The organism is Serratia sp. BNK-10, assembly GCF_047456065.1.
In the GTDB taxonomy this organism is placed as follows: domain Bacteria; phylum Pseudomonadota; class Gammaproteobacteria; order Enterobacterales; family Enterobacteriaceae; genus Serratia; species Serratia ureilytica.
Genome location: NZ_CP179894.1, coordinates 1,937,278 through 1,963,449 on the forward strand (window position 1 = coordinate 1,937,278; position 26,172 = coordinate 1,963,449).

Below are 26,172 nucleotides of genomic sequence, written 5' to 3' on the forward strand. Positions count from 1 at the left end.
GACTCTGCAATTGACTATGGGAGTTGTTGGTAATGAATGTTCACTCTGTTTCCACCGATGATGCGCCCGGCGCGCTGCCGCCGCTGAAAGGATTGCTGGCGCTGACGATGAGCAGTTTCATCGCGACCGCTAATGAGACTGTGCCGGCGGGCATGCTGCCGCAGATAGCCCGCGGCATGGGCATCAGCGAGGCGTGGGCGGGCCAAATGGTGACGTTATGCGCGCTGGGTGCCGGTGCGGCGGCGATCCCGCTGACGTTGGCGCTGGGCGGGTGGCCGCGCCGCCAACTGCTGCTGTTGGCGATCGGCATCTTTTTGATCTGCAACGCAGTGACGGCGTTGTCGCCCTGTTTTGGCGTAACGCTGGGGGCGCGCTTTTTGGTCGGCATCGCTACCGGGGTGACGTGGAGTCTGCTCGCGGGTTACGCGCGCCGCCTTGCCGTCGTCTCATTGCAAGGGCGGGCGATGGCGATCGCCATGCTGGGGATCCCGCTGGCGTTGGCGTTGGGCATACCAATGAGCGCCTGGCTTGGCGAACTGTTGGATTGGCGCTGGATTTTTGCCGCGCTGGCGAGCTTGAGCGCGTTACTGCTAGTGTGGATCCGGCTGGCACTGCCCGAATTTTACGGTCGCCGAACGCGAGGCAATGCGCGTTTGCGTGTGGTTTTCTGTCTTCCCGGCGTGCGGCCGATCCTTGCCGTATTGGCGTGTTGGATCCTGGCTCATTACACGCTGTATACCTACATTGCGCCCTATCTTGCCGCGCGCGGCCTGGCGGCCAGGCTGGATTTAGCGCTGTTGGCGTTCGGCATCGCCGCCGTTGCGGGCATTGTGCTGACCGGCTTATGGGTGGATCGCTGGCTACGTGCGTTGGTGTTGTTAAGCCTGGCGGCCTTCGCGTTAGTGGCACTGGCGTTTGGCGTGAATGGTTTGCCCGCAGGGGCGGTTTACGTTGGCATGGCGGCATGGGGATTGAGTTTCGGCGGTGCGCCGACGCTGTTGCAGACATCACTGGCGGATGCAGCGGGTGAACATGCCGATCTCGCCCAGTCGCTGCTGGTCACTTTCTTCAATCTGGCTTTCGCCGTCAGCGGCGTGTTGGGCGGAATTCTGCTGGCAAACGTCGGCGCTAACGCCATCCCCTGGATGGCTTTTGTCCTGTTGCTGGTGGCATGGAGCATTGCCTGGGGCGGTGCAAAGCGCGGCTTCGGCGCCGAACGACGCGCCGCGGCGCGCTGAGGTGGGGCGCCGTCGCCCCTGTGGCGAGATTAACGTTCGTTCAGCGAGCGCAGATGATCGTCGCGGCGCAGCGTCATCAGCGCAAACAGGCTGACCACCGACGTGGCGACCACATAGTAGGCGGGAATGTCGATATTGCCGGTCTGTTTGATGAGGCCGGTGATAATCAGCCCGGCCGAGCCGGAAAACACCGCATTGGACAGCGAGTAAGCCAGCCCCAGGCCGGTATAGCGCACCCGGGTCGGGAACATCTCCGCCAGCATCGCCGGGCCGGGACCGGCCAGCAGGCCGACCACGGCGCCGGCGATCATGACTGCCAGCCCTTTGATCCACAGTGAGCTCTGCGCATCCTGCAACAGGTGCAGCAGCGGGAAGGTGAACAGGATCACCGCCGCCACCGCCGTCAGCATCACCGTTTTTCGTCCCAGCCTGTCGCTGATGATGCCCGCCGGCAGGATGGTCAGGGCGAAACCAACGTTGGCCAGCACCGTCGCCACTAGCGCTTGCTGGAAGGTGGCGTGCAGCGAGGTTTGCAAATAGGAAGGCATCACCACCAGGAAGGTATAGCCGGCGGCCGACCAGCCCATCATGCGGCCGATGCCGACCAGAATGGTTTTCACCACGCCGCCCAGCTTCACTTCCGGTGGGGTGATAGCGTGTTCCGCATGTTGCTGCGCCTGAGTAAACGTCGGCGTTTCCTCAAGCTTGAGCCGCAGCCACAGCGCCACGGCGCCCATCGGCAGCGCCAGCAGGAAGGGAATGCGCCAGCCCCAGTCATGCAACTGCTGCACGCTCAGCAGCGCGGCCAGCAGCGCCACCAGCCCGGCGCCGGCCAACAGGCCGAGCGCGACGGTCAGCGATTGCCATGCGCCGAACAGCCCGCGCTTGCCCTTTGGGGCGAACTCGGTCATCAGCGACACGGCGCCGCCGAATTCGCCGCCGGCGAACAGCCCCTGGAACATACGCAGCAGCGTCAGCAGCAGCGGGGCGGCGACGCCGATCGAGGCATAAGTCGGCATGACGCCGATCAACGCCGTCGCCAGCGTCATCAGCAGCAGGACCGCAATCAGCGTCGGACGACGGCCGATGCGATCGCCGATACGGCCGAAGATCACCGCGCCGATCGGCCGGCAGAAAAATGCCAGCGCGAAGGCGGCGTAGGTGAGGATCAGGCTGGTGATTTCATTTTCACCCTGCAGCGTGAAAAAATTGGCGGCGATGACGGTGGCCAGAAAACCGTATACTCCGAACTCATACCATTCGATAAAGTTGCCGACCGAGCCGGCTAGCAACGCCTGACGCGACCGGCGCGCGTCGAGAGTCTGTTGATTCATCCCCGTTCCCATACATTTGAATTATTGTTCGTCAGTTCTAAATTTATACGACAAAACAATCAATTGATTTCAGCGGGAACTGTGAGGCGCTCAGCGCATGCCGTCGATACGCCACCATTCGGGGCAAACATCGGCGAACGCATGTGAGGTCGGGCGCAGCTCCGGCAGATTGGCCCGATCGAAGCTGCCGGTGGCCAGCGCCACCGTCGGCTCGTCGTCGATCGCCCCCAGCGTGCTGCCGCAGCGCGGGCAAAAGGCGCGGCTGGAATAGGGTGAAGAACGGTAGAGTGTGGGCATGCCGCCCGGGCCGTTCCACTCGATGGCCTGACGCGGAAATTCGACCCAGCAGAGCGTCGGCGCGCCGGAGTGGCGGCGGCAAAAATCGCAGGAACAGCTGTGCGGATTGCCAGGCAGGCCGCGTGCCTGAAAGCGAATATGCCCGCACAGGCAGCCGCCGCTATAGCAGGGATTTTCCATGATGTCTCCGTCATGAGCGCAGGGGAAAACGATGAAAATCACTATAGCGATATCGCGAAAAATTAACAGGTCCCCGCTGATGCATTACCAGAGCAACGGCGCCGGCTCGCGGCCGTTTTCGGCGTAGTACAGCGACGGCAGGAACTGCGCCAGATAGCTGAACTCGTTGTAGCAGTGGCGCATCAGGTTAAACCCGATGTCGTCCGACAGTTCGTCGTGGGCGTTGGCGCAGGCTTTACCCAACAGAAAACGGCTGCGCAGCACGCACCCGTAGGGCGTATCGCGCGCCAGATGCAGCATTTCGCCGTCGCAAGGATCGCCGTTGTCATCCAACGCCACCTGGTCGCCGAAGCCGATGCGCGCGCACACGGCGGCGGAGAGCGCCTGCGCGTCACGCGCCTGGCGCAGCGGTTGCGGCGCGAAGAAGTCCTCGGCGGCGTGGAATTTGAGGCGCGCCGCGACCGGCGGCAGCTCCGCCAGCCATTCGACCGCTTCGATGCTGGCGCCGACGTAGCTTTCCCCTTTTTTCCAATGGCGGTCCCAGCCGCGATGTTCGACGTGATCGTGCGGGTGCCACCAGTTGATGTGCTGCGTGTTCTCAAAGAAGGTGAACCACCAGTCCAGCATGCGCCCCTTGCAGCCGTGCAGATCGGTACGGACCGCGACGGTCAGCAAACCGTCGGCGCTGCGACTCAGCCCCATCTCCAGCCGCAGCGGTTCAGGTTTGAGCAACTCGTTGATATCGTTAACGCCCCACGGCGCCAGCAGGGAAGGATGTGTCATAATGGGTTCCTGTTTTATTTTGGAAACGAATTGTGTTTCCAAAATAAAACTATGCCGCTATGCTGAGTCTGTCAATGCTTGTGAGGAATAAATATGGCGAACCCGAATGAAGAACCGCTGCGTGCTCGCGGCCGGCCGGCCACGCCGGAAACGGCGCTGCGCGCCGCGCTGGCGCAGGCGACGCTGGCGCTGTTGCTCGACGGCGGCTATGCCGCAGCAACGGTGGATGCGGTGGCGAAACGCGCCGGGGTGGCTAAAAAAACCCTGTATCGCTTTGCGGCCAATCGCGACGAACTGGTGGCGCAGGCGGTGAGCGGCTGGACCGATGCGTTTCAGCCGGCTTTCGCCCAGGATGCCGGGCGGTGGGAGGCGGTGGCGCCGCTGTTGGAAAAAGGGCTGAAGGCGGTGGCGCAGCAGGTATTGAGCGCCGAAGCGGTGGGGATGTTTCGGCTGCTGCAAAGTGAGTTTCCGGGGCGCGAGGCGCTGCTGGACAGCTACCAGCGCAACGGCATTCTGCGCGGACGGGCGACGGTGGCGGACTGGCTGCGGCGCCAGCAGCAGTGCGGGTGGCTGCGTGAGCGCGACTGGGCGCAAACCAGCGATCTGCTGTTGGCGATGGCCATTGCCGAACCGCTGCGGCAGATGACGCTGGGGCTGTTGCCGCCCGGCAGCGCGATCGACGAGCGCATCGCGGCGGCGGTGGCGCTGATGATGCCGGGTTTGCTGGCGGAAGGATGAAAACAAGAAAGGGCCGAAAGTTCGGCCCTTAAACAGCAGGATGCAAAACGTCTGCGTTACAGCTTCGGCCCGGCGTTCACCAGCTTTTCGCCCGCCTGGGTGACGGTATATTTGGCGAAGTTATCGATAAAGCGCTGCGCCAGATCCTGCGCTTTCTCCTGCCACAGCGATTCGTCGGCGTAGGTTTTGCGCGGATCGAGGATCGACGGATCGACGCCCGGCAGCGCGGTCGGCACTGCCAGCCCGAAGATCGGCAGCGTGAAGGTGTCGGCCTGCTCAATGTCGCCATTCAAGATGGCGTCGATGATGCCGCGCGTATCTTTGATCGAGATACGCTTGCCGCTGCCGTTCCAGCCGGTGTTGACCAGGTAAGCCTGGGCGCCGGCGGCCTCCATGCGTTTCACCAGCACTTCAGCGTATTGCGTCGGGTGCAGCGTCAGGAACGCGGCGCCGAAGCAGGCGGAGAAGGTCGGCGTCGGGGCGGTGATGCCGCGCTCGGTGCCGGCCAGCTTGGCGGTGAAGCCGGACAGGAAGTGGTATTGGGTCTGCTCCGGCGTCAGGCGCGACACCGGCGGCAGCACGCCGAAGGCGTCGGCGGTCAGGAAGATGATCTTGCGCGCGTGGCCGGCTTTGGACACCGGTTTGACGATGTTCTCGATGTGATAAATCGGGTAAGAGACGCGGGTGTTCTCGGTTTTGCTGGCGTCGTCGAAGTCGATGCTGCCGTCGGCCCGCACGGTGACGTTTTCGAGCAGCGCATCGCGGCGGATCGCCTGATAGATTTCCGGCTCCGCCTGCGGCGACAGCTTGATGGTTTTGGCGTAGCAGCCGCCTTCGAAGTTGAACACGCCGTCGTCGTCCCAGCCGTGCTCGTCATCGCCGATCAGCTGGCGTTTCGGATCGGTGGAGAGGGTGGTTTTGCCGGTGCCGGACAGGCCAAAGAACACCGCGACGTCGCCTTGCTCGCCGACGTTGGCCGAGCAGTGCATCGAGGCGATGCCCTTCAGCGGCAGCAGATAGTTCATGATCGAGAACAGGCCTTTCTTCATCTCGCCGCCGTACCAGGTGCCGCCGATCAGCTGCATGCGCTCGGTCAGGTTGAAAGCGACGAAGTTTTCCGAGTGCAGCCCTTGCTGCTGCCAGTCCGGATTGGTGCATTTGGCGCCGTTCAACACCACGAAGTCCGGCTCAAAGTCCGCCAGCTCGGCGTCGCTTGGGCGGATAAACATGTTTTTCACGAAGTGCGCCTGCCAGGCCACCTCGGTGATGAAGCGCACCTTCAGGCGCGTATCGGCGTTGGCGCCGCAGAAGGCATCCACCACGAACAGACGCTTGCCGGAGAGCTGGTTGCCCACCAGCGTCTTCAGATGCTGCCAGACTTCCGGCGACAGCGGCTGGTTGTCGTTCTTGCCGGTACCGTTGTCGGACCACCAGACGGTGTCGCGCGTGGTGTCGTCGCGCACGATGTATTTGTCTTTCGGCGAACGGCCGGTAAATTCGCCGGTCGCGACGTTGACCGCACCCAGTTGGGTGAGGGTGCCGCGTTCCAGCGGCGGCAGGTCGGCGCGGGTCTCTTCAGCGAACAGCAATTCATAGCTGGGGTTATAGACGATGTCGGCGGCCTGATGGATGCCGTAGCGAGCGAGGGTTTGTGGGGTAACAGCGCGTGAAGACATATTCTACTTCCTTATGAGTCATATTATGCCTTTTTCCCGTACGGTGCCGCGCGCGGGATTAAGGTTCGGATCAAGCTGACCGGATTCAGCTAATGGCGTTTCCGGTTCTTTATTAATAAAGCAGGGGGATTTTTCGCCCTCCTATAGCATAGCAGCGAATTTAAGCCTGATTACTTTAATTACAAAATGCTGACGATAATTAATTAAAACCAACCTTGGCGGAGGGTCACAATATTGAATTCCCTCAGCGTAATTTAGTTTTGCATTTTTATTTTTTATCATATTGTCAGTGCTGTCTACTGTTTTATTTCTTATTAGAAAAAGCGAAATCCGCAATAGGATTTTTGTAATTAGTTGTTTTCACTTGGCTATGGCGGGATTGTTGCGCCAGGTGAATCTAACCGTACTGTACGCTTGTCAGCAGGGTGAATAATGAAACAGATAAATGCAGAAATAGCCTGTGATAAAAATACGGCATCGTCCGAATCATCAGGATTAATTAATCAACTTCGTCAAACAGATATCGGTGCGGTGCCGATCGCGTTGTTTATCACGATTTGCGCCATCGTGGCGATTTCCGCCTACGCCAACTTCCTGCCGAAGAATATGATCGGCGGCCTGGCGGTGATAATGACGCTGGGCTTTGCGTTGGCGCAGTTGGGTAAAAGCATTCCCGTGCTGCGCGATATCGGCGGGCCGGCCATTCTGTGTTTGATGGTGCCGTCGGTGCTGGTCTACTTCAACGTGTTCCAGCCCAACGTCATGGGCACCGTCCATCTGCTGATGAAAGACGCCAACCTGCTTTATTTCGTCATCGCCAGTCTGGTGGTCGGCAGCATTCTCGGCATGAACCGGGTGATCCTGATCCAGGGGATGATTCGCATGTTCGTGCCGCTGGTGGTGGGCACGGTCACGGCGGTGATCACCGGGCTGCTGGTGGGGAAACTGTTCGGCTTCACCTTCTATCACACCTTCTTCTTTATCATCGTGCCGATCATCGGCGGCGGCATCGGCGAGGGCATTTTACCGCTGTCGTTGGCCTATTCGGCGATCCTGGGATCGACGCCGGACGTCTACGTCGCGCAGCTGGCGCCGGCGGCGGTGCTGGGTAATATCTTCGCCATCGTGACCGCCGGGGTGCTGGCGCGCGTCGGCATGCAGCGCAAGGCGCTGAGCGGCGACGGCATGCTGATCCGTTCGGCGCAGGAGAACGCGATGTTCGCCATCAAGGAACAAAGCGGCAACGTCGATTTCCAACTAATGGGCGGCGGGCTGCTGGTGATCTGCGCCTTCTTTATCGTCGGCGGCCTGTTCGAGCATATCGTGCATATCCCTGGCCCGGTGCTGATGATCCTGTTCGCGGTGCTGTGCAAATACTGCCGGGTGATCCCGGCTTCGATGGAGACCGGCGCGCACAGTTTCTATAAGTTCGTCTCCACCGCGTTGGTATGGCCGCTGATGATCGGTCTGGGCATGCTGTACGTGCCGCTGGAAAGCGTGGTTGCGGTGTTTTCGGTCGGCTATGTGGTGGTCTGCGGCTCGGTGGTGCTGTCGATGGGGTTGGTCAGTTTCCTGATTGCGCCTTACCTGAAGATGTTCCCGGTGGAAGCGGCGATCGTCACCTGCTGTCACAGCGGCCTGGGCGGCACCGGCGACGTGGCGATCCTGTCGGCGTCCAACCGCATGGGGCTGATGCCGTTCGCCCAAATCGCTACGCGCATCGGCGGCGCTTCCACGGTCATTGGCGCGACGCTGTTGCTCGGTTGGTTAGTCTGAGTCCAGAGTGTGTTATGGATAGCCGGGGTTGGATTGCCCCGGTTTTTTTATACTTTTTTCGACATCGTGATAATGCTGATTATTACCTTGAAAATCATTCGCATGGCGGAAAATCCCTGTCACACTTTTGATAAGAAAAATCTGTTCTCGGTAAAATGTGTCTATTCTCTTCTCTTAAGGGATTATCGTTCTCATTCAGAGTGCCGATGGAAGGCGCCAGCGCATTACCGATATCCCCGTATTGATTCAACACCGGGCCGCTGCCGTTCAGGCAATCCGCCAGTTGGGGCATCCCCCCGATTGAATTGACGAATATGGAGATAAGGTTATGTCATCAAGCAATGCTTCCGTTAAGGCCGAAGGCGTATTAGCCCTGCTGGGCGCTTATAAACCCGATGAAGACGACACCATTACCGTGCTTCATCCGTCGAAAACGTTCGAGAATGCCGGCCTGGAACTGGTGCGCGGCGATCGCAGTTGGCACGACAAGGGCGTGACCGAAAAGCCGGTCTCCCTGACCTACAGCTTCTGGGAAAAGGCGCCGGGCAATATGTCGAGCATGAGCATCAGCGGCTTCAGCAGCTTTAACGCAGAACAGCGCGAGCAGGCCAAACTGGCGCTGCAGTCATGGTCCGACGTGGCCAACATCACCTTCACCGAGACCAGCAACACCGCCGCCGCCAACATCAAATTCGGTCTGTTCGATTACAGCTCGCGCGGCTCCTATGCCTTTGCGTATAACCCGGATTCATCGCCTTCGGTCGCCGGTCAAACCTGGTATAACGCCAAGAACCACACCTTCGTCAACAACCAGATCCATGAAAACGAGTACGGCCGCCAGACCTTCACCCATGAGATCGGTCATGCGCTGGGGTTGCAGCACCCGGGCGACTATAACGCCGCGCCGGGCGTCAGCATCACCTACGCTAAAGACGCGACCTACTTCGAAGACAGCCGCGCTCACAGCCTGATGAGCTATTTCAGCGAAAGCAACACCGGGCAGGACTTTAAAGGCGCGTACTCTTCCGGGCCGTTGCTCAATGACATCACGGCGATCCAGCATTTCTACGGCGCCAACATGAACACCCGCACCGGCGACACGGTTTACGGTTTCAATTCCAACACCGATCGCGACTTCCTCACCGCCACCGGCGCGCAGGACAAGATAATCTTCACCGCCTGGGATGCCGGCGGCAACGACACCTTCGACTTCTCCGGCTTTGGCCAAAATCAGCGCATCAACCTGAATGAAAAGGCGTTCTCGGACGTCGGTGGCCTGAAAGGCAACGTGTCGATCGCGGCGGGCGTAACGATTGAAAACGCCATCGGCGGGTCGGGTAACGATGTGCTGGTCGGGAACGCCGCCGATAACGTGCTCAAGGGCGGCGCGGGCGATGATGTGTTGTACGGCGGCAAAGGGGCGGATCAGCTGTGGGGCGGCGCCGGCAAGGACACCTTCGTCTACTTCGCGGCGGATGAGTCGACGGCGGCGGCGCCGGATTGGATCCGCGACTTCGTGCGCGGCGAGGACAAGATCGATTTGACGCTGTTCAACACCGGCAGCGCCGACGGCATCCGCTTCGTCGATCAGTTCAGCGGCAAGGCGGGCGAGGCGAAGCTGAGCTACGATGCGCAAAATCACGTCAGCGATGTGGCGATCAACCTGGGCGGCGCCTTTGACGGCAACGATTTCCTGGTGAAAGTGGTGGGGCAGCCGCTGGATGCCGGCGATTTCGTGTTGGCGTAAGGCAGGCAACAAAAATAGGGCATTTTGGGCAAAAACCCGACAATTCCTATTAATTACGTCATATTAGCGTGACATAGTAGCGCGCAGAAGGCCGGGCTTGCATACCTCGGGCTTCTGTCGGATCGCCAACCTTTTCGGTTGGCGATTCATTTTCCGCCTTTCAGCATGTTGATGGCGGCGCCGAGCAGGATACGCCGTTCGATGTCGTTGCTCTCGGCCAGCTGCCGCGCCAGATGTTTCTCCAGCGTTTCCACCGACAGCGCCTCGCCGCGATGGCGCAGCTGCATCACGCTGTCGCCGATCAGGCGCGCGACTTCATCCCATACGGGTTTAATCTCCTGTTCCGAGAACGTCATGGCCTACACCTCGGTGGGTTGATTTTCGCCCAATGTAGCAGTTGAACTGCGGCTTCGCTACCGACGGCCAAAAACAGGAAGCATAAAAAACAAGCCATCAGTATTTCTTCTGGTTTTTGCGCTCAATACTGGCAATGTCGAAAAGCAGGAGAACACATCATGAACTGGGTCGAAACCTTGGCGGAGTACTACCGCCTCAGCCGCACCGGTGAAACGCAACATTGGCTGTGCCGTCGCTGGTTGCCACAGGGGGAAGCGCGTCTGGCCTATTTGCGCGAGTTACTGGAGCCGACCGCGGCGCCGCGGCGGTGAGCAGGGCGCCGGCGGTTGGCCGGCGTCGTTTTATGGGATTAACCGAACGCTATCGCCGCCCAACGCAACAGCAGCAACGCCAGGCAGATCAGCAGCAGCACCACCACCATTTTACTGAGCTTGTTGCCCATGCGTTTTGTCGCCACGTCGCCCTCTCTTAACTGAAATACCATCCGCCGGCGATGGCGATGAGCAACAGCGTCGCCAACGCGACGCTGTTGAGTAAATCGCTGAAGGTATCGTCAGCATCGAAATCGTCTTGCCGCATGTTGCCGCCTGGCGTTGCCATTGAGTGAATAATGTTCACAGTATGCGCCCCGTAGCGCTGAAGGCACAGCGAAGAACGGTAAAAACTCGTAAAGACGGCGCTGGCATAACGCGCAGTCGCGCTTGAGACGGATGCAGACGGCCGCCAATACGTTGTACTATCCTGTCTGCATTGAGGCATTTTTCCAAAAGGTATAATCATGGCGACGGCAATTCCACAGAAATACGAGCACCTTGAGCGCTGGGCGTTCGGCGATACCGAACAGCAGGCCGATGAAGTGGTGCAATTGATTTTGAACGGCACCAAAACGGCGACCTGCTCCAACCTGGACGGCGAGGGCATCCCACAGGCCGGCGATCGGTTCCTGGTGGTGGACGGCAAGGGAGAGCCGGTCTGCGCGGTTGAGCTGACCGCGGTGGAAATGAAAACGTACGATCAGGTCGATGAAGCGCACGCCTTTGCCGAAGGCGAGGGCGATCGTTCGCTGGCGCATTGGCGCAAAGAGCTGCAGCGCTTCTTCGAAGAGTACGATCTGTTCTCGCCGGACATGACGCTGGTGCTGATGAATTTCAAAGTCGTCGACAAGTTCTAAACGGATGCGCGCCGTTCCCTACGAGTGCCAGTGGGCGAGCCCGGAGATGGCCGCCGATCTGATCGCTGGCCGCGCGACGCTGGCGCAAGACGAGAATTGGGCGCGCAGCGGCGCCCGCGATCGGGCGGAGTACGTCGAGTGGGCCAACCACGTGTGCGGCATGGCCTGCCTGAAAATGGTGCTGGGCCACCGCGATGGCGAAGCGCCGCCGCTGTTGGAACTGGCGCGCCGCAGCCTGCCTTATGGCGCCTATGTGCGTGAGAACGAGCGGATAAAAGGGCTGATTTACGCGCCGTTCGTCGAGTACGTGCGCGAGCAGTTCGCGCTGCAGGCGGAGGTGAAGGTGGGGTTGGCGGCCGCCGATGTGCCGGCGCTGCTTCATGAATGCCGCTACTTTATCGCCTCGGTGCATCCCACCATTCGCCGGCCCGAGAACATACCGCCGCAGCGGGGCGGGCATCTGGTGTTGATCACCGCCGCCGATGCGCAAAGCGTGACCTTCCATAATCCTTCGGGCGACAGCCCGGCGACGCGCGAGAGAGTACAGCTGTCACTCAACCGCTTCGCCCACTTCTTTGCCGGCCGCGGCATCGCCATCGCATAAAAAAACGCGCTGTTTCTGATGAAAGCAGCGCGTCGTCAGCCGACTGGATACATTTTCATGCCACCCGCATCACCCAGGCGTCCGTCTGTCGATCGTAGTGTTGCTTGTACAGCAGCGACTGCTTGCCGTTGAGGATGGCCGGAATGCTGGTGTGTTCATCCCAGCCGTCGAGCTGCATGCACAGATCCGGATCGGACTTGCAGGGGATGCTCAGGGTGCCTGCACGGTCGGCGGTGGCGTGAAGATGCGCGTCATCGACCTCGAAGCTGCCAATTTTTACGACGGTTTTGCTCATGGGAACTCCTTGCTCAATGATGTGGTAGGAGGTTAGACCAGTAAGGTCATCGGTATGAGCATAACCAAATGAGCAAAAAATGCCACATAAAAAATACATTCTGGCAACATTCGTGCCGGGCGGCTAGCGGCTGCGCTAGTAAGTCACGACATAGCTGACGTTATCCTGATAGGTGCCGACCGGCACTTCGGTCTGCGCCGGATTGACGGCGGCGGTAAAGGGGATGCTTTGCGCCAGGCCAGTGCCGGTGCCGCTTTGCGCGTTGGTGCTGCTCCACACGGTGCTGGTATTGGGCAAATAGATCTGATACTGCAGGAAGTTGCTGGTGCCGCTGAGCATTTGCCGCCAGCCGGTGATCGGGTTGTTGCCGTTGGTGAAGTAGGAGCTGTAAGACTGGGATTTGGTGCAGGTCAGCGTGATGCTTTGGTTGATCGGATTGAATTGCCCCACTAAGGCCATGCTGCCGAAGTTGACGTTGTTGGCGGTGTTGATCAGGCAACTCTTGGTGATGACCGCGGTGACGGTCACGGTGCTGGGTTGATTGGTGCCGTCCCACCAGATGCATGCTCCCAGGATGCCGATGCCGCAGATGTGATAATTCCACACCAGGTTGATGGTATCGGTATAGGTGCCGGCGCTGACGTTCGCGCCGACGACGGTTTTGATATACAACGGAAAGTTGACGTTGGCTGAGATCAGGATCAGCGACAGCAGATTCAGCGAGCTGTAATCGATGGTCTGGCCGACGCTATACGGGTACTGGTAGTTCGAATCCGGGTAGATCAAATAAGAAATTTTATCGCCTGAGCCGTTGCCATTTAGCAGAGCCATGTTGTTGGTGGTGGAAGCGATCTTGACCGTGACGGTGTTTTGCGACAGCAAATTGAGCCCGAGCCCGGTGCAGTTCAGCCCCGCGGTGCCCTGGGCGCTTATCTGACCGTTGTAGACGGCGAAGGAGTTGCTGCTGGGCAGGGTAACCGTGCCGTTGGTGGTGGTGCAGTCCGCCAGCGCGCGTTGTCCACACATCAACAGCAGCGCCGCCAAAAAGATTTTCACTTGCCGAGACATCATTCTTCTTCTCCGTGTGTTACTGGCAGACGAGAGGGCCGACGCGTTGCAGCCCCTGCGGGTTGGCCAGGCTGAAACTGACCTGGCACGGCGGGCCGCCGTCGGCCGGGATTACGCTTAATCGGTTGTATTGCTGCACCGGATCGATATAGGTCATGCCATCCCACCCGACGTAGCTTTGTTGATTGCCGCCGAGCACCGCAACCTGGCTGCCGTTGGCCAGCGGTTTGCCTTGCGCATCGACCAGCTCCACGTCGGCGGCGGACAGGCGCTGGACGGGGAATTCGACCAGGTAGCCGCTGTGATCGCGGATGGCGACGGTTTTTTCGACCGCGGGCAGGTTAACGTCCGCCGGTAAATTGAGCGGGTCGATTTGGAACTTGGCGTGGTAATACGAGGTAACGGTGGGCACCAGCAGATAACCTTTGTCGTTGGTGACGCCGATGCGCTGGTTCTCGTAGCTGACCGGAATGCCGGCGTAGCCGTCGGTCGATACCAGCGCGAAGGCATCGTTGATGGTGTTGGTGGCATAAACGCCGCCGTTCATCGCCACCAGAGAACCGCTGACTTCGCCCCAGCGGGTGTAGTCGTTACGGTTGCCATACAGCCCGGCGCGGGTTTCCAACAGCGAGGTGCGCCAGGTCACATCCGCCTGACGATAATCGCTGTTGCTGCCCTGGCCGCCGGCATAGGCCAGATTCCAACCGAAACCGCCGTCGGTCGGCGCGGCGCGGCTGTAAGCCACGCGTTCGCTCCAGCGGTTGCCGGCGTCGCGGGCGGTGCTGACGTTGGCGGTGCCCCAGGTATCGAACGGAATGCTGATCTGCAGCTGAGAGCTGTAACCGTCACCGCCAATCTCGCGGTTCGCCGAGGCGTACAGGCTGATGTTGCGCCACAGCGTCAGGCTGTACGACAGGTTGACCAGGCGAGTGCGCTGGCCGATGGCGTCGCGCACGTCGAAATAACCGGCGCCCAGGCTGCCGAAGCGGCTCAGGCCGATGCTGCCGGTCAGCTGATCGGTGCGGCGGCTCAGCCGATAGCTGCTCTTGTAGGTGGATAGATCGCCAAAGTCCGCGCTGCGCAGCACCCGTTGAGCGTTGAGGCTGAAATACTGATTGCTGTAGGTGTAGCTCAGGCTGGTTTGATCGCCGTGGCGGCCGGCGTACTGATAGACCGGCCCGGCATCTGCTTGCTGCACCGGTTGGCCAGTGACCGGATCGTAATACCGCGGCGTGACCGGAGGGGCGTTGAAAGCGTCGCGGCCCGCCTGGCTGTAGCTGTAGGAGGCGTTGAGCACCCCTAGCTGCCCGATGCGCACGCCGGCGCCGGCGCCGGTGACCGCCAACTCCGCCGCACCTTCCGCCCGTCCTTCTATCGTGAGCCAGTCGGTGACGCCGTAACGCCCGCTGCCGCTGGCCACCCACTGGCCGTAGTCCGCGGATCGGTAACCGTAGTTTTGGCGCAGCGCGCCTGCCGACAGGCTGAAATCGCTCAACCCGGCCTGCAGCAGCGAACTGGCGACATAGAACGGCACCGTCGTGCTGATCTGGCGGCCGAGCGCATCGGTCGTCACCACCGTCGCCTGACCGGCGCCGTTGATGTAGGGCACGGTATTCAGGGTGAACGGGCCGGGATTCACGTTGGCGGAGGTGTTTTTATAGCTGTTGATGTACAGATCGACGCTGCTCGGCACGGCGGCCTGGCCGGAGAACTGCGGCAGCGGGTAGGTAATGAGATCCGGCCGCGTGGCGAAATTACGCGCCACCTGCAGACCGCCGACGCGCACCGAACTGGTCCAGGGCAGCGAGCCGGTCGTGAGATCGCCGGCGGTATAGCTGAGCATGGTGTCGTCGTCGCTGTAGCGCCAGCTGCTGTCGTAGCGAATATATCGATTGTTCTGCTGCGCGGCGGTCTCGCCGTTGAAGCTGCTGCGGAAAATGCCGGTGTTGGCGATAACGCCGAAGCCGTCGAACAGGCGCTGTTCGCTCCAGGCGGAAAAATAGCCCGGATTGCCGCGCCCGCCGCTTTGGCTGACGTAGGCGTCGTAATTCAGCAAGAAGCCCAGGCTGCTTTGCGCCGGCAGCCGCTGCTCCGGGTTGGCGGCGCCGAGGGTTTGCCTGGGGAGCCAATCGTTGGGCACCGAGATCAGTAACTGCTGCGTTTCGCCGCTGTAGGTGACGTCGACCTTATCCAGTTGATCGACGGCGATCTCTTTCACCTGTTTGTCCGTCACCGGCAGGCCGGCATCGATCAGCTGCTGAGGCGTTAAATAGTAATGGCCGCCGCGGTAGGCGACCGGCACGACTTTGCCGGTCGGGCGGCCATTCACCACCGGCTCCAGATACAGCGTGGTATCCGGCATGCTGACGGCGCGGGGCGGCGGTGGCAAATCGTCGGCGGCGGCAGGCGGCGGGCACAGTTCTACCGCCATACAGAGTACGGCCAGGGCCAGCGGCTTGAGCTGCATGCCGCGTGAGGGCGATGGCGACATCCGCATCACCTGCGCCTCGGGCTCAGTAAGACGGGAGGGTTACGGGCTGTTTGTTGTCGTTGACCATCGCCTGCAGCTTGCCGGCGGCAAAACTGCCCGACGGTGGCAGGGCGAAACGCATTTGCGAACCCGGCAGCACATAGCCCAGCAGCCCGTTGTTGAGCGGCTTGCCCTGAATGCTGACCTGCGACAGGCGAGCATGCACGATGCCGTCATTGCGCACGTCGAGCCAGCGCTGGCTGTTTTGTTGCAGCAGCCGGTAGCTGAGCTTCGGCTGGTTGGCGGTGGCGTAGTCGCGCGGGTGTTCGAAGTCTTGCTTGGTCCAGACGCCTTTGCCGCTGACGAACAGCGGCACCGAATAACGCATCTGGAATTTCAGCCCCATCTGCGCGCCTTTGTCGGGCGCTGCGCCATCTTTATCTTTGATCGGCACTTCATCGACCAGGATGCGGTAAGCCCGCTCTTGTCCGGCGGCGGCCGGCGTCTGCTTGATCAGGCGAATCAGTTGGCGTTTGCCGGGGAGAATGGTGGCGACCGGCGGGCTGGCGAGCACCTCGCTCTGGTTGCGGTAATCGTCCTTACCGCCGGTTTGTTGCCAGCCCAGCACGCGAATTTGCATGTAAACCGGCTTGCTGTCGCGGTTTTCCAGCCACAGGGCCGTCGCCTGCTGGTTGTCTTCAATAACCGGATCGATGGGCCAAATCAGAATGGAGGCGGCGGCGAAGGCCTGCGGCTGGCCGGCTAACAACAATCCTGCCAGCAGAGGCAGGCGAAGCAGAGTAGTACGCATAATGTGATCCTTTTAAAAGCTCAATAACTCACCGTCACTAAGACCGTATCGTTGTAGGTGCCGCTGGTGGGCAAGGTGCTGCTCGCCATTAAACTGGCGTAGATTTTTATTTCCTGCGTACTGCCGGTGGAGGAGACGGTTTGGGCGGCGCCGCCGTTGCCGCCGTCTCCCCACAAAACGGCGTAGTTGGCATCCTGGTAGAGCTGGTAAATCAGCATTTCCGAGGTGACCGAGTTCAACAGCTTGCGCCCGCCCGCGATGGAGCCGGTCACGTTATTGCCGACGTTCAATCCCAGGGTGACGCTGAGCCCGGGGTTGCAGCGGATCAGGATTGAGCCGGCGCCGGCGCTCGAGACAATTTTTATCGGGCTGCTTAAAGACGCCACCTGGCCGAAGCTCATGCTGCCGAACGAGGTAACGTTGGTGACGCCGCTGCCGAGCACGCAGCCTTTGATGATCGAAGCATTGACCGTGAAGCCCTGGCTGACGGTATCGGCATGTGCCGCCGGAGCGCCAAGCAGCGCCGTCAGCAGCAGGGTGCGCAGCGTTCCGTTAATCACCAATTTATCGTCACCTGTACCGTGTCCGTATAAGTGCCCGTCGCCGGCGTCGCCTGCACCGGAATCATGCCGTACACCGGCAGCCAGACGCTTTGACCGGTGGCGGTCTGCGTCACGCCGGTGACGTTATCCCAGACGGTGGCGTAGCTGGCGCTGGTATACAGGTTGTAGTTCACGCGGGCGCCCGCCGCGCTTTGCAGATAGCGCGAAGCGGTATTGCCGCTCTGTCCGCCGCTGAGCAGCACCGTGTAACTGGTGCCGTTGTTGCAGTTGATCTGCAGTGCGCCGGCGTTCGCCTGGCCGGTCACTTTTATTGCCGTATTGAGGAAGTAAACCGTGCCGAAGTTAAAGGTGCCGAACGTGGTGTTGCCGCCGCTGGTGGTGCCTGCGACACAGGATTTGACCAAGGTGGCGCTGACGCCGACCGTCGCAGTGCTGACGTCGGCGCGGCAAGCGCCTGCCAACGACAGCAGCATGCAGGTGACGGCCAGGCGCGTCATGCTTACCAGGTGACGGTCATGGTGACGGTATCGCTGTACGCGCCTGCCGCCGGGGTGGTGCCCGCGGCGGGCACCAGACCATAGACGATCAACGGGACCGCCGAGCCGGTGCCGGTGCCGGTCAGCACGCCGGTGGTGCTGTTCCACGGCACGGCGTGGGCGCTGTCCTGGTAGAGGTTATAGCTGATGTAAGCGGGCACGCTGCTGGCCATGCGCCGCTGGCTGCCGGAGGCGTTGAGGCCGTTGTCCAGCGCCACGGTGTAGTTGGTGCCGGTGGTGCAGTTCAGCCCCAAGGTACCGGTGCCGCCGCTGCCGGTGGCGCTGGCGGTGATGACGTTAGCCAGCGACGAGTAGGTGCCGAAGCTGATGGAGCCGAAGTTGTTGGTGGTGCCGGAGCTGTTGCCGCCGGTAACGACGCAGCCGGCGCCGATGGTTAAAGTGACGCCCAGCGTGCCCTGAAGGGTGCCTGCCGCAAAGGCGGCGCCAGAGGTGCACAGCAGGGCCGCTGCCGAGGTTAATGCCGCCAGAGTCTTTTTCATCATGGTTCCTTGCCGTAGTAGAGAAGCCTGCCAAAAAGCCCGAAAAATGAGTCAAATGCATTAATCTATTTACAGATTAATTAATAGAATAAGAACGGGGGAATGTCTTGCCTAAAGATTAAAAACTTTATTTATTTTTAAGCGAGATCGCATGTTGAGTGCAGCGTAAACACATCAGGGGAATCGTGTTTGAGATAACGAGAGGGTGGATAGGAATATTATTATATTAATGAATAACGGAGCGCCGTGGTGGCGCCCCGTGTCGGCAGGCATCACCAGGTCACGGTCATGGTGACGGTATCGTTGTACACGCCGGCGGCCGGGGTGGTGCCCGCGGCGGGCACCAGACCGTAGACGATCAGCGGGACCGCCGAGCCGGTGCCGGTGCCGGTCAGCACGCCGGTGGTGCTGTTCCACGGCACGGCGTGGGCGCTGTCCTGGTAGAGGTTATAGCTGATGTAGGCGGGCACGCCGCTGGCCATGCGCCGCTGGCTGCCGGAGGCGTTGAGGCCGTTGTCCAGCGCCACGGTGTAGTTGGTGCCGGTGGTGCAGTTCAGCCCCAAGGTGCCGGTGCCGCCGCTGCCGGTGGCGCTGGCGGTGATAACGTTAGCCAGCGACGAGTAGGTGCCGAAACTGATGGAACCAAAGTCGTTGGTGGTGCCGGAACTGTTGCCGCCGGTGACCACGCACCCGGCGCCGATGGTCATTGTCACGCCCACCGTGCCCTGAATGGTGCCCGCTGCGTTGGCTGCGCCACTGATGCACAGCAGAGGTGTTAACGAGAGCAAAACCAGCAGAGTTTTTTTCATCATGATTCCTTGCCATGTCAGAGAAAGTCCGCAAAAACGCCACCCAGAGCTGAGTTGCACGCATTTATTTACTTACATTTAAATTAATAGGATAAGAACGTGAAATTGTCTTTATCAAAGGTCAAAACTTTTTAATTGGCACAGGGCAAGCGTGCGCGGGTGAAATAACGTGATGGTGAAATGATTAGAATAATAACGAATGGTGATGGGAATATTGTTATCTTTATTTATCGCCGGGGAAAGCGGCTCCCCGGCGCCAGGGCGATTACAGGTGAAAATCCAGCGCGCCGTCGCGCACCAGCTCGCGCGGCAGGTTGTTCTTGATGCGGCTGCCGATGCGTTTGGCGATGCCCAGCGGTTGCCCCTGATAGGTGACGATGCACTCGTCGCCCGCCGGCGGCTGCTCAGGGTAGAGATCGCGGCCGTGATACCACTCCTGGGCCAGCGTGGCGTCCAGCTCGAAATGCTGTTTGCCGTCGGCGCCCGCGAGGGCGATCGCCGCTTCGTGCTGCCAACGGAAACCTTTCGGGAAGCGCTCCGCCAGCTTGAGGCCGATACGCGAGAAGCGCACTTTGCCGAACAGCGGCTCCAGCTCGGCCGGGAAGAGCCAGATTTCCTTGTCGCGCTCCCACAGCCGGCTGTCATCGCCCCAGGTTAAGCCGGATGCGGCGGCGGCTTGGGCGACCAGCGCCGCCTCTTTGCCAGACAACGGGCTGAACGGGAATTTACCGACTTTATAGGTCGGCTTCGCCAACGGCGCCACGGCGTGTTTTTTACGCAGGCGGGCGACGAAAAACCCTTCGCTGTCGTAAATCTGCGGGAAGACGTGCAGGAAGCCCTCGGCGGTCAACGCCTTGTCGGCGCCGGGGAACAGCTCACCCAGCGGCTCGATGCTGACCGCGTCGCCATAGGTGTCCAGCAGCCAACGCACCACCTGCTGATTTTCCTGCGCATTGAGGGTGCAGGTGGAATAAACCATCACGCCGCCCGGCGCCAGCGCATGAAACGCGCTGTCGATCAGCTCGCGCTGGGTGGCGGCGATCTCGGCGACGCTTTCCGGCGACCAGTTGCTCATGGCGTCCGGATCTTTGCGCACCACGCCTTCGCCGGAGCAGGGGGCGTCGAGCAGAATGGCGTCAAAACTCTCCGGCAGCGCGGCGCCGAACACCCGGCCATCGAAGTGGGTCAGCGCCGTATTCTTCACGCCGCACCGGCTGATATTGGCGTGCAGCACTTTCACCCGGCTGGCGGAGTATTCGTTGGCGACGATGCCGCCCTGATTATCCATCAACGCGGCTATCTGGGTGGTTTTGGAGCCCGGCGCGGCCGCCACGTCCAGCACCCGATGGGGCGCTGCGCCGCCGGCGAACAACGCGCTGACCGGCAGCATCGAGCTGGCCTCCTGAATATAGAACAGACCGCTCAGGTGTTCGGCGGCGCTGCCCAATCGCAGCTCTTCATCGTCGCGCTCGATCCAGAAACCTTCCGCGCACCAGGGAATGGGTTCCAATCGCCAGTCGTACTCCCGCACCAGCGCCAGGAAGTCGGCGACGCCGATCTTCAGCGTGTTGACGCGCAGGCTACGGCGCAGCGGGCGCTGGCAAGCGGCGATAAAATCGTCCATCGCCAGCTCGGCGGGCATGATGGCGCGGGTGGCGTCGAGGAAAGCGGGGGGCAGAAAAACGGCGGTGGATTTGGCCACGGGGCGAACTCTCAGGGTGCAATAAAGACAAGGGCGAGAGTTTATCATAAAGCGGAAAAAAACAGGGCCCGGCATTGCCGGGCCCTGAGGAAAACGCGAAAGTTAATCGCGAGGAATGGCGGTGCCCCAGGTTTTCCAGTCCTTCGGCTCTTCCGGATTCAGCAGGAAGTGCTTGTTCGGCGTCGCTTTCGGCGCCAGCGGAATGGTTGGCGGCGTGGCGAAGGCGATGCCGCCGCGGATGAACTGCTGGAAGGTGCCACTCTTGATCACGCCGCCGGTCAGGCCGAACTGCAGGTTGTAACCCGACGCCAGCCAGAACACGCTGTTGTTGCGCACCAGATGCTGGTACTTCTTGCTGATGCGCAGCGCGACGTGCACCCGATCGGACATGGCGCCGAGGTAGAAGCCGGTGATGGTGCCGACCTCCACGCCGCGGAACAGCACCGGCGTGCCGATCTGCAGCGAGCCGGTTTCGGCCGCGTCGAGCACGACGCTCAGCCCATCGAGATAGCGCGAATCTGTGATGCTGGCCTGCTGCAGTTCGAAGGTGCGCAGCTCGCGCCCGCGGCCCGGCTCCACGTTGATATAAGGCTGGAGCAGGGTATCGAGGTTGCTGACGCCGGCGGCGGAGATCTCCGGCGACACGATCGAGAAGCGGCTGCCGAGGCGCGCGAAGGTCTGCACGTATTCCGGATACAGCACCGCTTTGGCCAACACTTCGTTGCGCTCCGGCGCCAGCTGCAGCGACTCCACCTGGCCGACGTCGATGCCGAGGTAACGCAGCGGCATGCCCGCCGACAGCTTGCTGGCGTCATAGGTTTTCAGCGTGATTTGGCTGCCCACCGCGCGGGCGGCGGTTTCGCTGGCGTACAGTACGCGGTTGGCGCCTTTGTTCAGCGTCACGCCCTGCAGATTGTCGAAGCTGATGGCGCCTTTCAGCGCGCGGTTGAGCGGTGAAGCCTGCACCGTCAGGCCGCTGCCGTTGAGCTGCACCTTGGCGCCGCCTTCGGCCCAGAAGATGCTTTCACGGGTCAGCAACTTACGGTATTCCGGGCTGATGTAGACGTCCACCTCAAACTCGTTGGCCTTCGGCCGAACGTTGACGATCTCGCCCACCTGGAATTTACGATACAGCACCACTGAGCCGGCCTGCACGTCCGGCAGGCTGGTGGCGCTGAGGGTTAGGGTGGTGGAAGGGGCGTTGCCGACGATGCCTTCCTCGGCTTTTTCGCTGTTGGCGTACAGCGGGTATTGGCCGCCAGGCTCCCCTTTGCTGCCGGGGATAATGCGCACGCCGCCGTCTACCCACTCCTGCGCGCTGGCGCCGAGCACTTCCATGCCGTCTATTCCCAGCTTGACATCGAGGCGGCTGTTGACCACGAATTTGCTGTCTTTGTGCAGCAGGCCGCGATATTGCGCATCAACGGCGGCGGTGAACACCACGCCGCCGGCGGTCAAGGTGCGGCTCAGGATTTGGCCGACTTTCACGCCGTGCACCACCAGCGGTTGCCCGACGTCGATGCCGTAGCTTTGCGGCGCCGTCAGCGTGACGGTCAACACGCCCGGCTGTTGCAACAGCGTTTCGCTGCTGTCCAGCACGTTGAAGCGCTGCTGCGGTTCGCCTTCACCCGGCACCAATTCCAGCGTGGTGCCGGTCAGCAGTTGGCTGAGCTTGGCGTCGTTGAGGCTGATGCGCGGGCTGCGCATCACGATGCGGGTGCCGCTGCGCATCAGATCGACCACCGAAGGATCGATGGTCAGTTCACCGATGACTTTGCTGTCCTGTTGCAACGTCAGCTTGGTCAGGGTGCCGACCTGCAGCCCCTGGTACATCAGCGGCGTGCGGTTTTCACTCAAATTGTTGCCGCTCGGCAGATCCAGCAGAATATTGACGCCGCGCTGGCTGTGGGCCAGGTCCGGGTAAAGGGTATAGTTCTGATCGCCCTTGGCCTGCTGGCCATCGGCCGGCGAATCGAAGGCGATGGCGCCGTTGACCAACGCCGCCAGGCTCTCCATCTGCACCGTGGCGCCGGACAGGCTGAAATCGCCCTTGAAGCCGGAGACATTCCAGAAGCGGCTGTTGCTCTTCACCAGGTTGGCGAAGCGGCGGTCGATCAGCACGTCGATGGTTACGCCCTTGTTGCCTTCGCTGATGGTGTAGTCATACACCTTGCCGACCGGGATTTTACGGTAATAGACCAGCGAGCCGCTGTTGAGCGAACCCAGGTCGTCGGCGTGCAGGTGAATCATCAGCTCGCCGGTGTTCAGGCGGTACTTCGGCTGGGTATCGAGCGCGGTGAAGTGGGTTTGCTCCTTGCCGCTGCCAGGCATCATGCCGATATAGTTGCCGCCGACCAGCGCATCGAGCCCGGAAACCCCGGCCAGCGAGGCTTTGGGCGTCACCAGCCAGAACTGGGTGCCTTCGCGCAGCGAGTCTTCCAGATCGCTTTTGATGCTGGCTTCCACCACGATGCTGCGCAGATCTTTGCTCAGGCTGATTTTTTGCACCGTGCCGACCTCAACGCCCTGGTAGCGCACCGGCGTGCGGCCGGCGACGATGCCCGCCGCCGATTGGAAATCGATGGTGACGGTGGTGCCGCGCTCCTGGAAATTGTTATAGACCAGCCACCCGGCGATCAGCAGGGCGATGAACGGCAGTAACCAGAACGGTGAAATGCGGCGTTTGTTCTTGACCCGCGCTTCAGTCGGTGTAGTCGGCGTTTCCTGTTGCATGTGCATCCCAAATCAATCGGCTATCGAGCCATTCAACGGCAAGAATAGTCAAAATGACCGCCGAGCCAAAGTAAAACGCGGCCGGTCCCATAGTAAAAGATAACAGTTGATCGCGATTTACCAGCGACATCATCAAGGCGATAACGAACAGATCGAGCATCGACCAACGGCCGATCCAGGTGACCAGGCGCAGCAGACGAATGCGCGTCTTCAGGCTGTGCGAGGTTTTGAAGTGGATGCTCAGTAACAGCACGATCAGCACGATCACCTTGGTGAAGGGCACCAGCACGCTGGCGATGAACACGATGGCGGCGATCGGCACGTTGCCGGAGGTGGCCAATGAGACCACGCCGGAGAAAATGGTGTCTTCCAGCCGCGTGCCGTTGGCGTAAATGATGGAAATCGGCAGCAGGTTGGCCGGTATCAGCAGGATCATCGCCGCGATCAGCGCCGCCCAGGTTTTCTGCAGGCTGTAGGGCTGGCGATGGCACATCGGCACATGGCAACGCGGGCAGCGGCCGCGCGCGTCGGGATAGCCGGTATAGTGGCAGGACAGACAAATGTGCAGCGCCGTCGGCGGGCCTTCCGGCTGTTCCTGCGGATAGTAGCGCTCCCACAGCTGCTCCAGGTTGGCGTGGATCAGCGTCAGGATGCTCAGCACCGTGAGCGACAGGTAAGCGATCAGCGCGCTGCCGGGCTGGATGTCGGCGTAATCCTGCACTTTGATCGCCGCCACCGCCATGCCGATCAGATAAATGTCCAGCATCACCCACTCTTTGAGCCGCTCCAGCATCAGCAGCACCGGGCGCAGGTTCATGCCGAGCGCGTGGCCGAAACGCAGGTACAGCAGCGACAGCACCAGCGTCAGCGGGGCGCCGATGGTGCAAAACGCCACCATGCTGGCGGTGAGCGGATCGCCCTGGCGGCTCATCTGCCAGATGCCCTCCAGCAAACTGGCGTCGATGCGCGTGCCGAGCAGACGAATGCTGATCAGCGGTTCGGTGAAGGCGAACGGCATCAGCAGCAGCATGGCGATCGCCATGGCGGTCAGGCGCGTCATCGACCAGTCGCGGCCGCTCACCACCTTGGCGTTACAGCGCGGACAATAAGCGGCCTGATTGCCGCTGAGCGGCGGCAGCACAAACAGCAGGTCGCACTCGCAGCAGCGTTGGTGGCGCGCTTTGGAAAGGGGGGCGGTGATCGCGTGTATTTTCATTTTTGACAAGTAGCTGCCCTTGAGCCCGCCGGAACTGTCAGCGTAGCTGAAAAATAAACCGGCCGCGTCACCGGCGATCGGGCGCCGGACGGTAAAACGAGGTAAACCGGGATTCTGAGCGGCAAACATACCCCGAGCGACGGGGTTTTGTGAAGCAACAGATGATTAACCTTGTGGCTATACGCATTTAATGCTTATTTTATAGGGCCTAAGCTTTGGGCTTCTGGCCATCTTCACTGTTTCAATGGTTAACACATGACAAAAGAACAATTCTACGCGGAATTAAAACGTGACCTGAGCGCGTTGCTCGGCGGGGAAACCAACTTTATCGCGGCGCTGTCCAACGCCAGCGCGTTGCTCAACGAGCGTCTGGATGACGTGAACTGGGTCGGTTTCTATCTGATGGATGGCGACCAACTGGTGCTGGGGCCGTTCCAGGGCAAGATCGCCTGCGTGCGCATTCCGGTGGGCAAGGGCGTGTGCGGCACGGCGGTGGCGGAAAATCGCGTGCAGCGCGTCAGCGACGTGCATGCGTTTCCGGGCCATATCGCCTGCGATGCGGCCAGCAACGCGGAAATCGTGCTGCCGCTGGCGGTTGGCGGCCGAGCGATCGGCGTTTTGGATATCGATAGCACGGTTTATCAACGCTTCGACGAACAGGACGAAGTGGGCCTGAAAGCAGTGGTGGCGGGGCTTTGTGAGCAACTGGAACAGTGTGACAGTGCGAAATATGTGACTGTGGCGGCAAGTTGATCGACGGTTAACGTGGCAATTACCGATGGCGTCATTATAATGACGCCTGTTCATGCCTGTGGCTTGTTGGCAATACCGTTGTAATCAGGAAATTTCATGGAAAATCAACCTAAGTTGAACTCTAGTAAAGAAGTCATTGCTTTTCTTGCCGAGCGTTTTCCGCTCTGCTTTAGCGCCGAAGGCGAAGCTCGTCCGCTGAAAATCGGTATTTTTCAGGATTTGGTAGAGCGCGTGCAGGGGGAAGAGAATCTCAGCAAAACGCAATTGCGTTCTGCCCTGCGCCTATACACCTCAAGCTGGCGTTACCTGTACGGCGTCAAGGTTGGCGCGCAGCGCGTCGATCTGGACGGCAATCCGTGCGGTGAACTGGAGCAGCAGCATGTCGATCATGCTCGCCAGCAGCTTGAAGAAGCCAAAGCGCGCGTTCAGGCACAGCGTGCCGAACAAAACGCCAAAAAACGTGAAGCCGCCGGCGAATCCGCCGATGCCGCTCCGCGCCGTCCGCGTCCAGCCGGTAAAAAGCCCGCTGCGCGTCGCGAAGGCGGAGCCGCGCCGGAAAACCGCAAGCCGCGCCCACAAACTCGCCCACAGCCCGCTCGCCAACCTCGTGCAGCCAAAGAGGAAAGCCAGCCGCGTTATGCGCCAGTCACGGATATCTCTAAACTGCAAATTGGCCAGGAAATCAAAGTCAGAGCAGGCAAGAGCGCGATGGATGCTACCGTACTCGAAATCGCTAAAGATGGCGTACGTGTGCAGCTCTCTTCCGGTCTGGCGATGATTGTGCGCGCAGAACACTTGCAGTTCTGATACGGAGG

26 protein-coding genes are annotated in these 26,172 nt (G+C 60.7%); 9 read left to right on the forward strand and 17 right to left on the reverse strand.

The annotated features are described in order from the left end of the window. Positions 1-32 precede the first annotated feature (32 nt). Entirely contained in the window at positions 33-1,238 is a 1,206-nt protein-coding gene (locus tag ACMGG9_RS09620) for an MFS transporter (protein WP_033652104.1), read from the forward strand. 29 nt (positions 1,239-1,267) lie between these two features. On the opposite strand, the gene ACMGG9_RS09625 is transcribed toward ACMGG9_RS09620, so the two are convergent. From ACMGG9_RS09625 to ACMGG9_RS09635, 3 genes are all read right to left on the reverse strand, one after another. Next, positions 1,268-2,572, reverse strand: a complete 1,305-nt coding sequence (locus tag ACMGG9_RS09625) for an MFS transporter (RefSeq protein WP_033652105.1) — start codon at positions 2,570-2,572, stop codon at positions 1,268-1,270. A 90-nt stretch (positions 2,573-2,662) separates the two neighbouring features. Next, positions 2,663-3,049: a GFA family protein gene (locus ACMGG9_RS09630; RefSeq protein WP_033642828.1), complete on the reverse strand. Its 387-nt coding sequence runs from the start codon at positions 3,047-3,049 to the stop codon at positions 2,663-2,665. A gap of 84 nt (positions 3,050-3,133) precedes the next feature. After that, positions 3,134-3,832 (reverse strand): DAPG hydrolase family protein, encoded by a 699-nt coding sequence (locus ACMGG9_RS09635; RefSeq protein WP_025302572.1) that lies wholly within the window; start codon positions 3,830-3,832, stop codon positions 3,134-3,136. 93 nt (positions 3,833-3,925) lie between these two features. Between ACMGG9_RS09635 and ACMGG9_RS09640 the strand changes: the two genes are divergently transcribed. Then, positions 3,926-4,570: a TetR/AcrR family transcriptional regulator gene (locus ACMGG9_RS09640; RefSeq protein ID WP_033652106.1), complete on the forward strand. Its 645-nt coding sequence runs from the start codon at positions 3,926-3,928 to the stop codon at positions 4,568-4,570. A 56-nt stretch (positions 4,571-4,626) separates the two neighbouring features. On the opposite strand, the gene pckA is transcribed toward ACMGG9_RS09640, so the two are convergent. Continuing rightward, on the reverse strand, positions 4,627-6,246 hold the full coding sequence (gene pckA, locus ACMGG9_RS09645; RefSeq protein WP_033642831.1) for a phosphoenolpyruvate carboxykinase (ATP): 1,620 nt from the start codon (positions 6,244-6,246) through the stop codon (positions 4,627-4,629). Positions 6,247-6,678: 432 nt separating this feature from the next. On the opposite strand from pckA, the gene ACMGG9_RS09650 reads away from it, so the two are divergent. After that, the gene (locus ACMGG9_RS09650) at positions 6,679-8,022 is read left to right on the forward strand and encodes a 2-hydroxycarboxylate transporter family protein (protein ID WP_414162117.1); all 1,344 of its coding nucleotides are present in this window, start codon (positions 6,679-6,681) and stop codon (positions 8,020-8,022) included. A 328-nt stretch (positions 8,023-8,350) separates the two neighbouring features. Beyond that, a complete protein-coding gene (locus ACMGG9_RS09655; protein WP_046686934.1) occupies positions 8,351-9,769 on the forward strand; it encodes a serralysin family metalloprotease in 1,419 nt (472 codons plus the stop codon). A gap of 146 nt (positions 9,770-9,915) precedes the next feature. Here the strand turns inward: ACMGG9_RS09655 and ACMGG9_RS09660 are convergent, their stop codons facing one another. Continuing rightward, positions 9,916-10,125, reverse strand: coding sequence for a hypothetical protein (locus tag ACMGG9_RS09660; protein ID WP_033642834.1), 210 nt, complete (start codon positions 10,123-10,125; stop codon positions 9,916-9,918). Between the two features lie 159 nt (positions 10,126-10,284). Here ACMGG9_RS09660 and ACMGG9_RS09665 point away from each other — a divergent pair, with 159 nt between their 5' ends. Then, positions 10,285-10,437: a hypothetical protein gene (locus tag ACMGG9_RS09665; RefSeq protein ID WP_162837208.1), complete on the forward strand. Its 153-nt coding sequence runs from the start codon at positions 10,285-10,287 to the stop codon at positions 10,435-10,437. A gap of 38 nt (positions 10,438-10,475) precedes the next feature. Here the strand turns inward: ACMGG9_RS09665 and yniD are convergent, their stop codons facing one another. Then, positions 10,476-10,568 (reverse strand): small membrane protein YniD, encoded by a 93-nt coding sequence (gene yniD / locus ACMGG9_RS09670; RefSeq protein WP_016928013.1) that lies wholly within the window; start codon positions 10,566-10,568, stop codon positions 10,476-10,478. Positions 10,569-10,904: 336 nt separating this feature from the next. On the opposite strand from yniD, the gene ACMGG9_RS09675 reads away from it, so the two are divergent. Continuing rightward, the gene (locus ACMGG9_RS09675; protein WP_033638276.1) at positions 10,905-11,297 is read left to right on the forward strand and encodes an ASCH domain-containing protein; all 393 of its coding nucleotides are present in this window, start codon (positions 10,905-10,907) and stop codon (positions 11,295-11,297) included. A gap of 4 nt (positions 11,298-11,301) precedes the next feature. After that, positions 11,302-11,901 (forward strand): C39 family peptidase, encoded by a 600-nt coding sequence (locus ACMGG9_RS09680; RefSeq protein ID WP_414162118.1) that lies wholly within the window; start codon positions 11,302-11,304, stop codon positions 11,899-11,901. Positions 11,902-11,956: 55 nt separating this feature from the next. On the opposite strand, the gene ACMGG9_RS09685 is transcribed toward ACMGG9_RS09680, so the two are convergent. The 11 genes from ACMGG9_RS09685 to yebS all read right to left on the reverse strand — a co-directional run bounded on the left by ACMGG9_RS09685 (position 11,957) and on the right by yebS (position 24,604). Continuing rightward, positions 11,957-12,196 carry a YebV family protein gene (locus tag ACMGG9_RS09685; protein WP_033652110.1) on the reverse strand — a complete coding sequence of 80 codons (240 nt, stop codon included), beginning with the start codon at positions 12,194-12,196 and terminating at the stop codon, positions 11,957-11,959. Between the two features lie 135 nt (positions 12,197-12,331). After that, positions 12,332-13,267 carry a spore coat U domain-containing protein gene (locus tag ACMGG9_RS09690; RefSeq protein ID WP_414162119.1) on the reverse strand — a complete coding sequence of 312 codons (936 nt, stop codon included), beginning with the start codon at positions 13,265-13,267 and terminating at the stop codon, positions 12,332-12,334. Positions 13,268-13,283: 16 nt separating this feature from the next. After that, positions 13,284-15,755 carry a fimbria/pilus outer membrane usher protein gene (locus ACMGG9_RS09695; protein ID WP_414162120.1) on the reverse strand — a complete coding sequence of 824 codons (2,472 nt, stop codon included), beginning with the start codon at positions 15,753-15,755 and terminating at the stop codon, positions 13,284-13,286. Positions 15,756-15,777: 22 nt separating this feature from the next. Beyond that, positions 15,778-16,545 (reverse strand): molecular chaperone, encoded by a 768-nt coding sequence (locus ACMGG9_RS09700; RefSeq protein ID WP_046686936.1) that lies wholly within the window; start codon positions 16,543-16,545, stop codon positions 15,778-15,780. 20 nt (positions 16,546-16,565) lie between these two features. Continuing rightward, the gene (locus tag ACMGG9_RS09705) at positions 16,566-17,081 is read right to left on the reverse strand and encodes a spore coat U domain-containing protein (protein ID WP_414162269.1); all 516 of its coding nucleotides are present in this window, start codon (positions 17,079-17,081) and stop codon (positions 16,566-16,568) included. 20 nt (positions 17,082-17,101) lie between these two features. Beyond that, entirely contained in the window at positions 17,102-17,605 is a 504-nt protein-coding gene (locus ACMGG9_RS09710; RefSeq protein WP_033642839.1) for a spore coat U domain-containing protein, read from the reverse strand. A gap of 2 nt (positions 17,606-17,607) precedes the next feature. Beyond that, positions 17,608-18,144: a spore coat U domain-containing protein gene (locus ACMGG9_RS09715; protein ID WP_197760061.1), complete on the reverse strand. Its 537-nt coding sequence runs from the start codon at positions 18,142-18,144 to the stop codon at positions 17,608-17,610. A 272-nt stretch (positions 18,145-18,416) separates the two neighbouring features. Then, positions 18,417-18,953, reverse strand: a complete 537-nt coding sequence (locus ACMGG9_RS09720; protein ID WP_033652487.1) for a spore coat U domain-containing protein — start codon at positions 18,951-18,953, stop codon at positions 18,417-18,419. 265 nt (positions 18,954-19,218) lie between these two features. Further along, the gene (gene rsmF, locus ACMGG9_RS09725) at positions 19,219-20,655 is read right to left on the reverse strand and encodes a 16S rRNA (cytosine(1407)-C(5))-methyltransferase RsmF (protein ID WP_414162121.1); all 1,437 of its coding nucleotides are present in this window, start codon (positions 20,653-20,655) and stop codon (positions 19,219-19,221) included. A gap of 102 nt (positions 20,656-20,757) precedes the next feature. Beyond that, the gene (locus ACMGG9_RS09730; RefSeq protein ID WP_033644262.1) at positions 20,758-23,388 is read right to left on the reverse strand and encodes a PqiB family protein; all 2,631 of its coding nucleotides are present in this window, start codon (positions 23,386-23,388) and stop codon (positions 20,758-20,760) included. Beyond that, on the reverse strand, positions 23,357-24,604 hold the full coding sequence (yebS, locus tag ACMGG9_RS09735) for a membrane integrity lipid transport subunit YebS (RefSeq protein ID WP_047026336.1): 1,248 nt from the start codon (positions 24,602-24,604) through the stop codon (positions 23,357-23,359). The genes ACMGG9_RS09730 and yebS overlap by 32 nt, the downstream gene beginning before the upstream one ends. A gap of 255 nt (positions 24,605-24,859) precedes the next feature. Between yebS and ACMGG9_RS09740 the strand changes: the two genes are divergently transcribed. After that, positions 24,860-25,357 (forward strand): GAF domain-containing protein, encoded by a 498-nt coding sequence (locus tag ACMGG9_RS09740; protein ID WP_414162122.1) that lies wholly within the window; start codon positions 24,860-24,862, stop codon positions 25,355-25,357. Between the two features lie 96 nt (positions 25,358-25,453). After that, complete coding sequence (gene proQ, locus ACMGG9_RS09745) at positions 25,454-26,164, forward strand: RNA chaperone ProQ (RefSeq protein ID WP_004931497.1); 711 nt, start codon at positions 25,454-25,456, stop codon at positions 26,162-26,164. Positions 26,165-26,172: the final 8 nt, after the last annotated feature.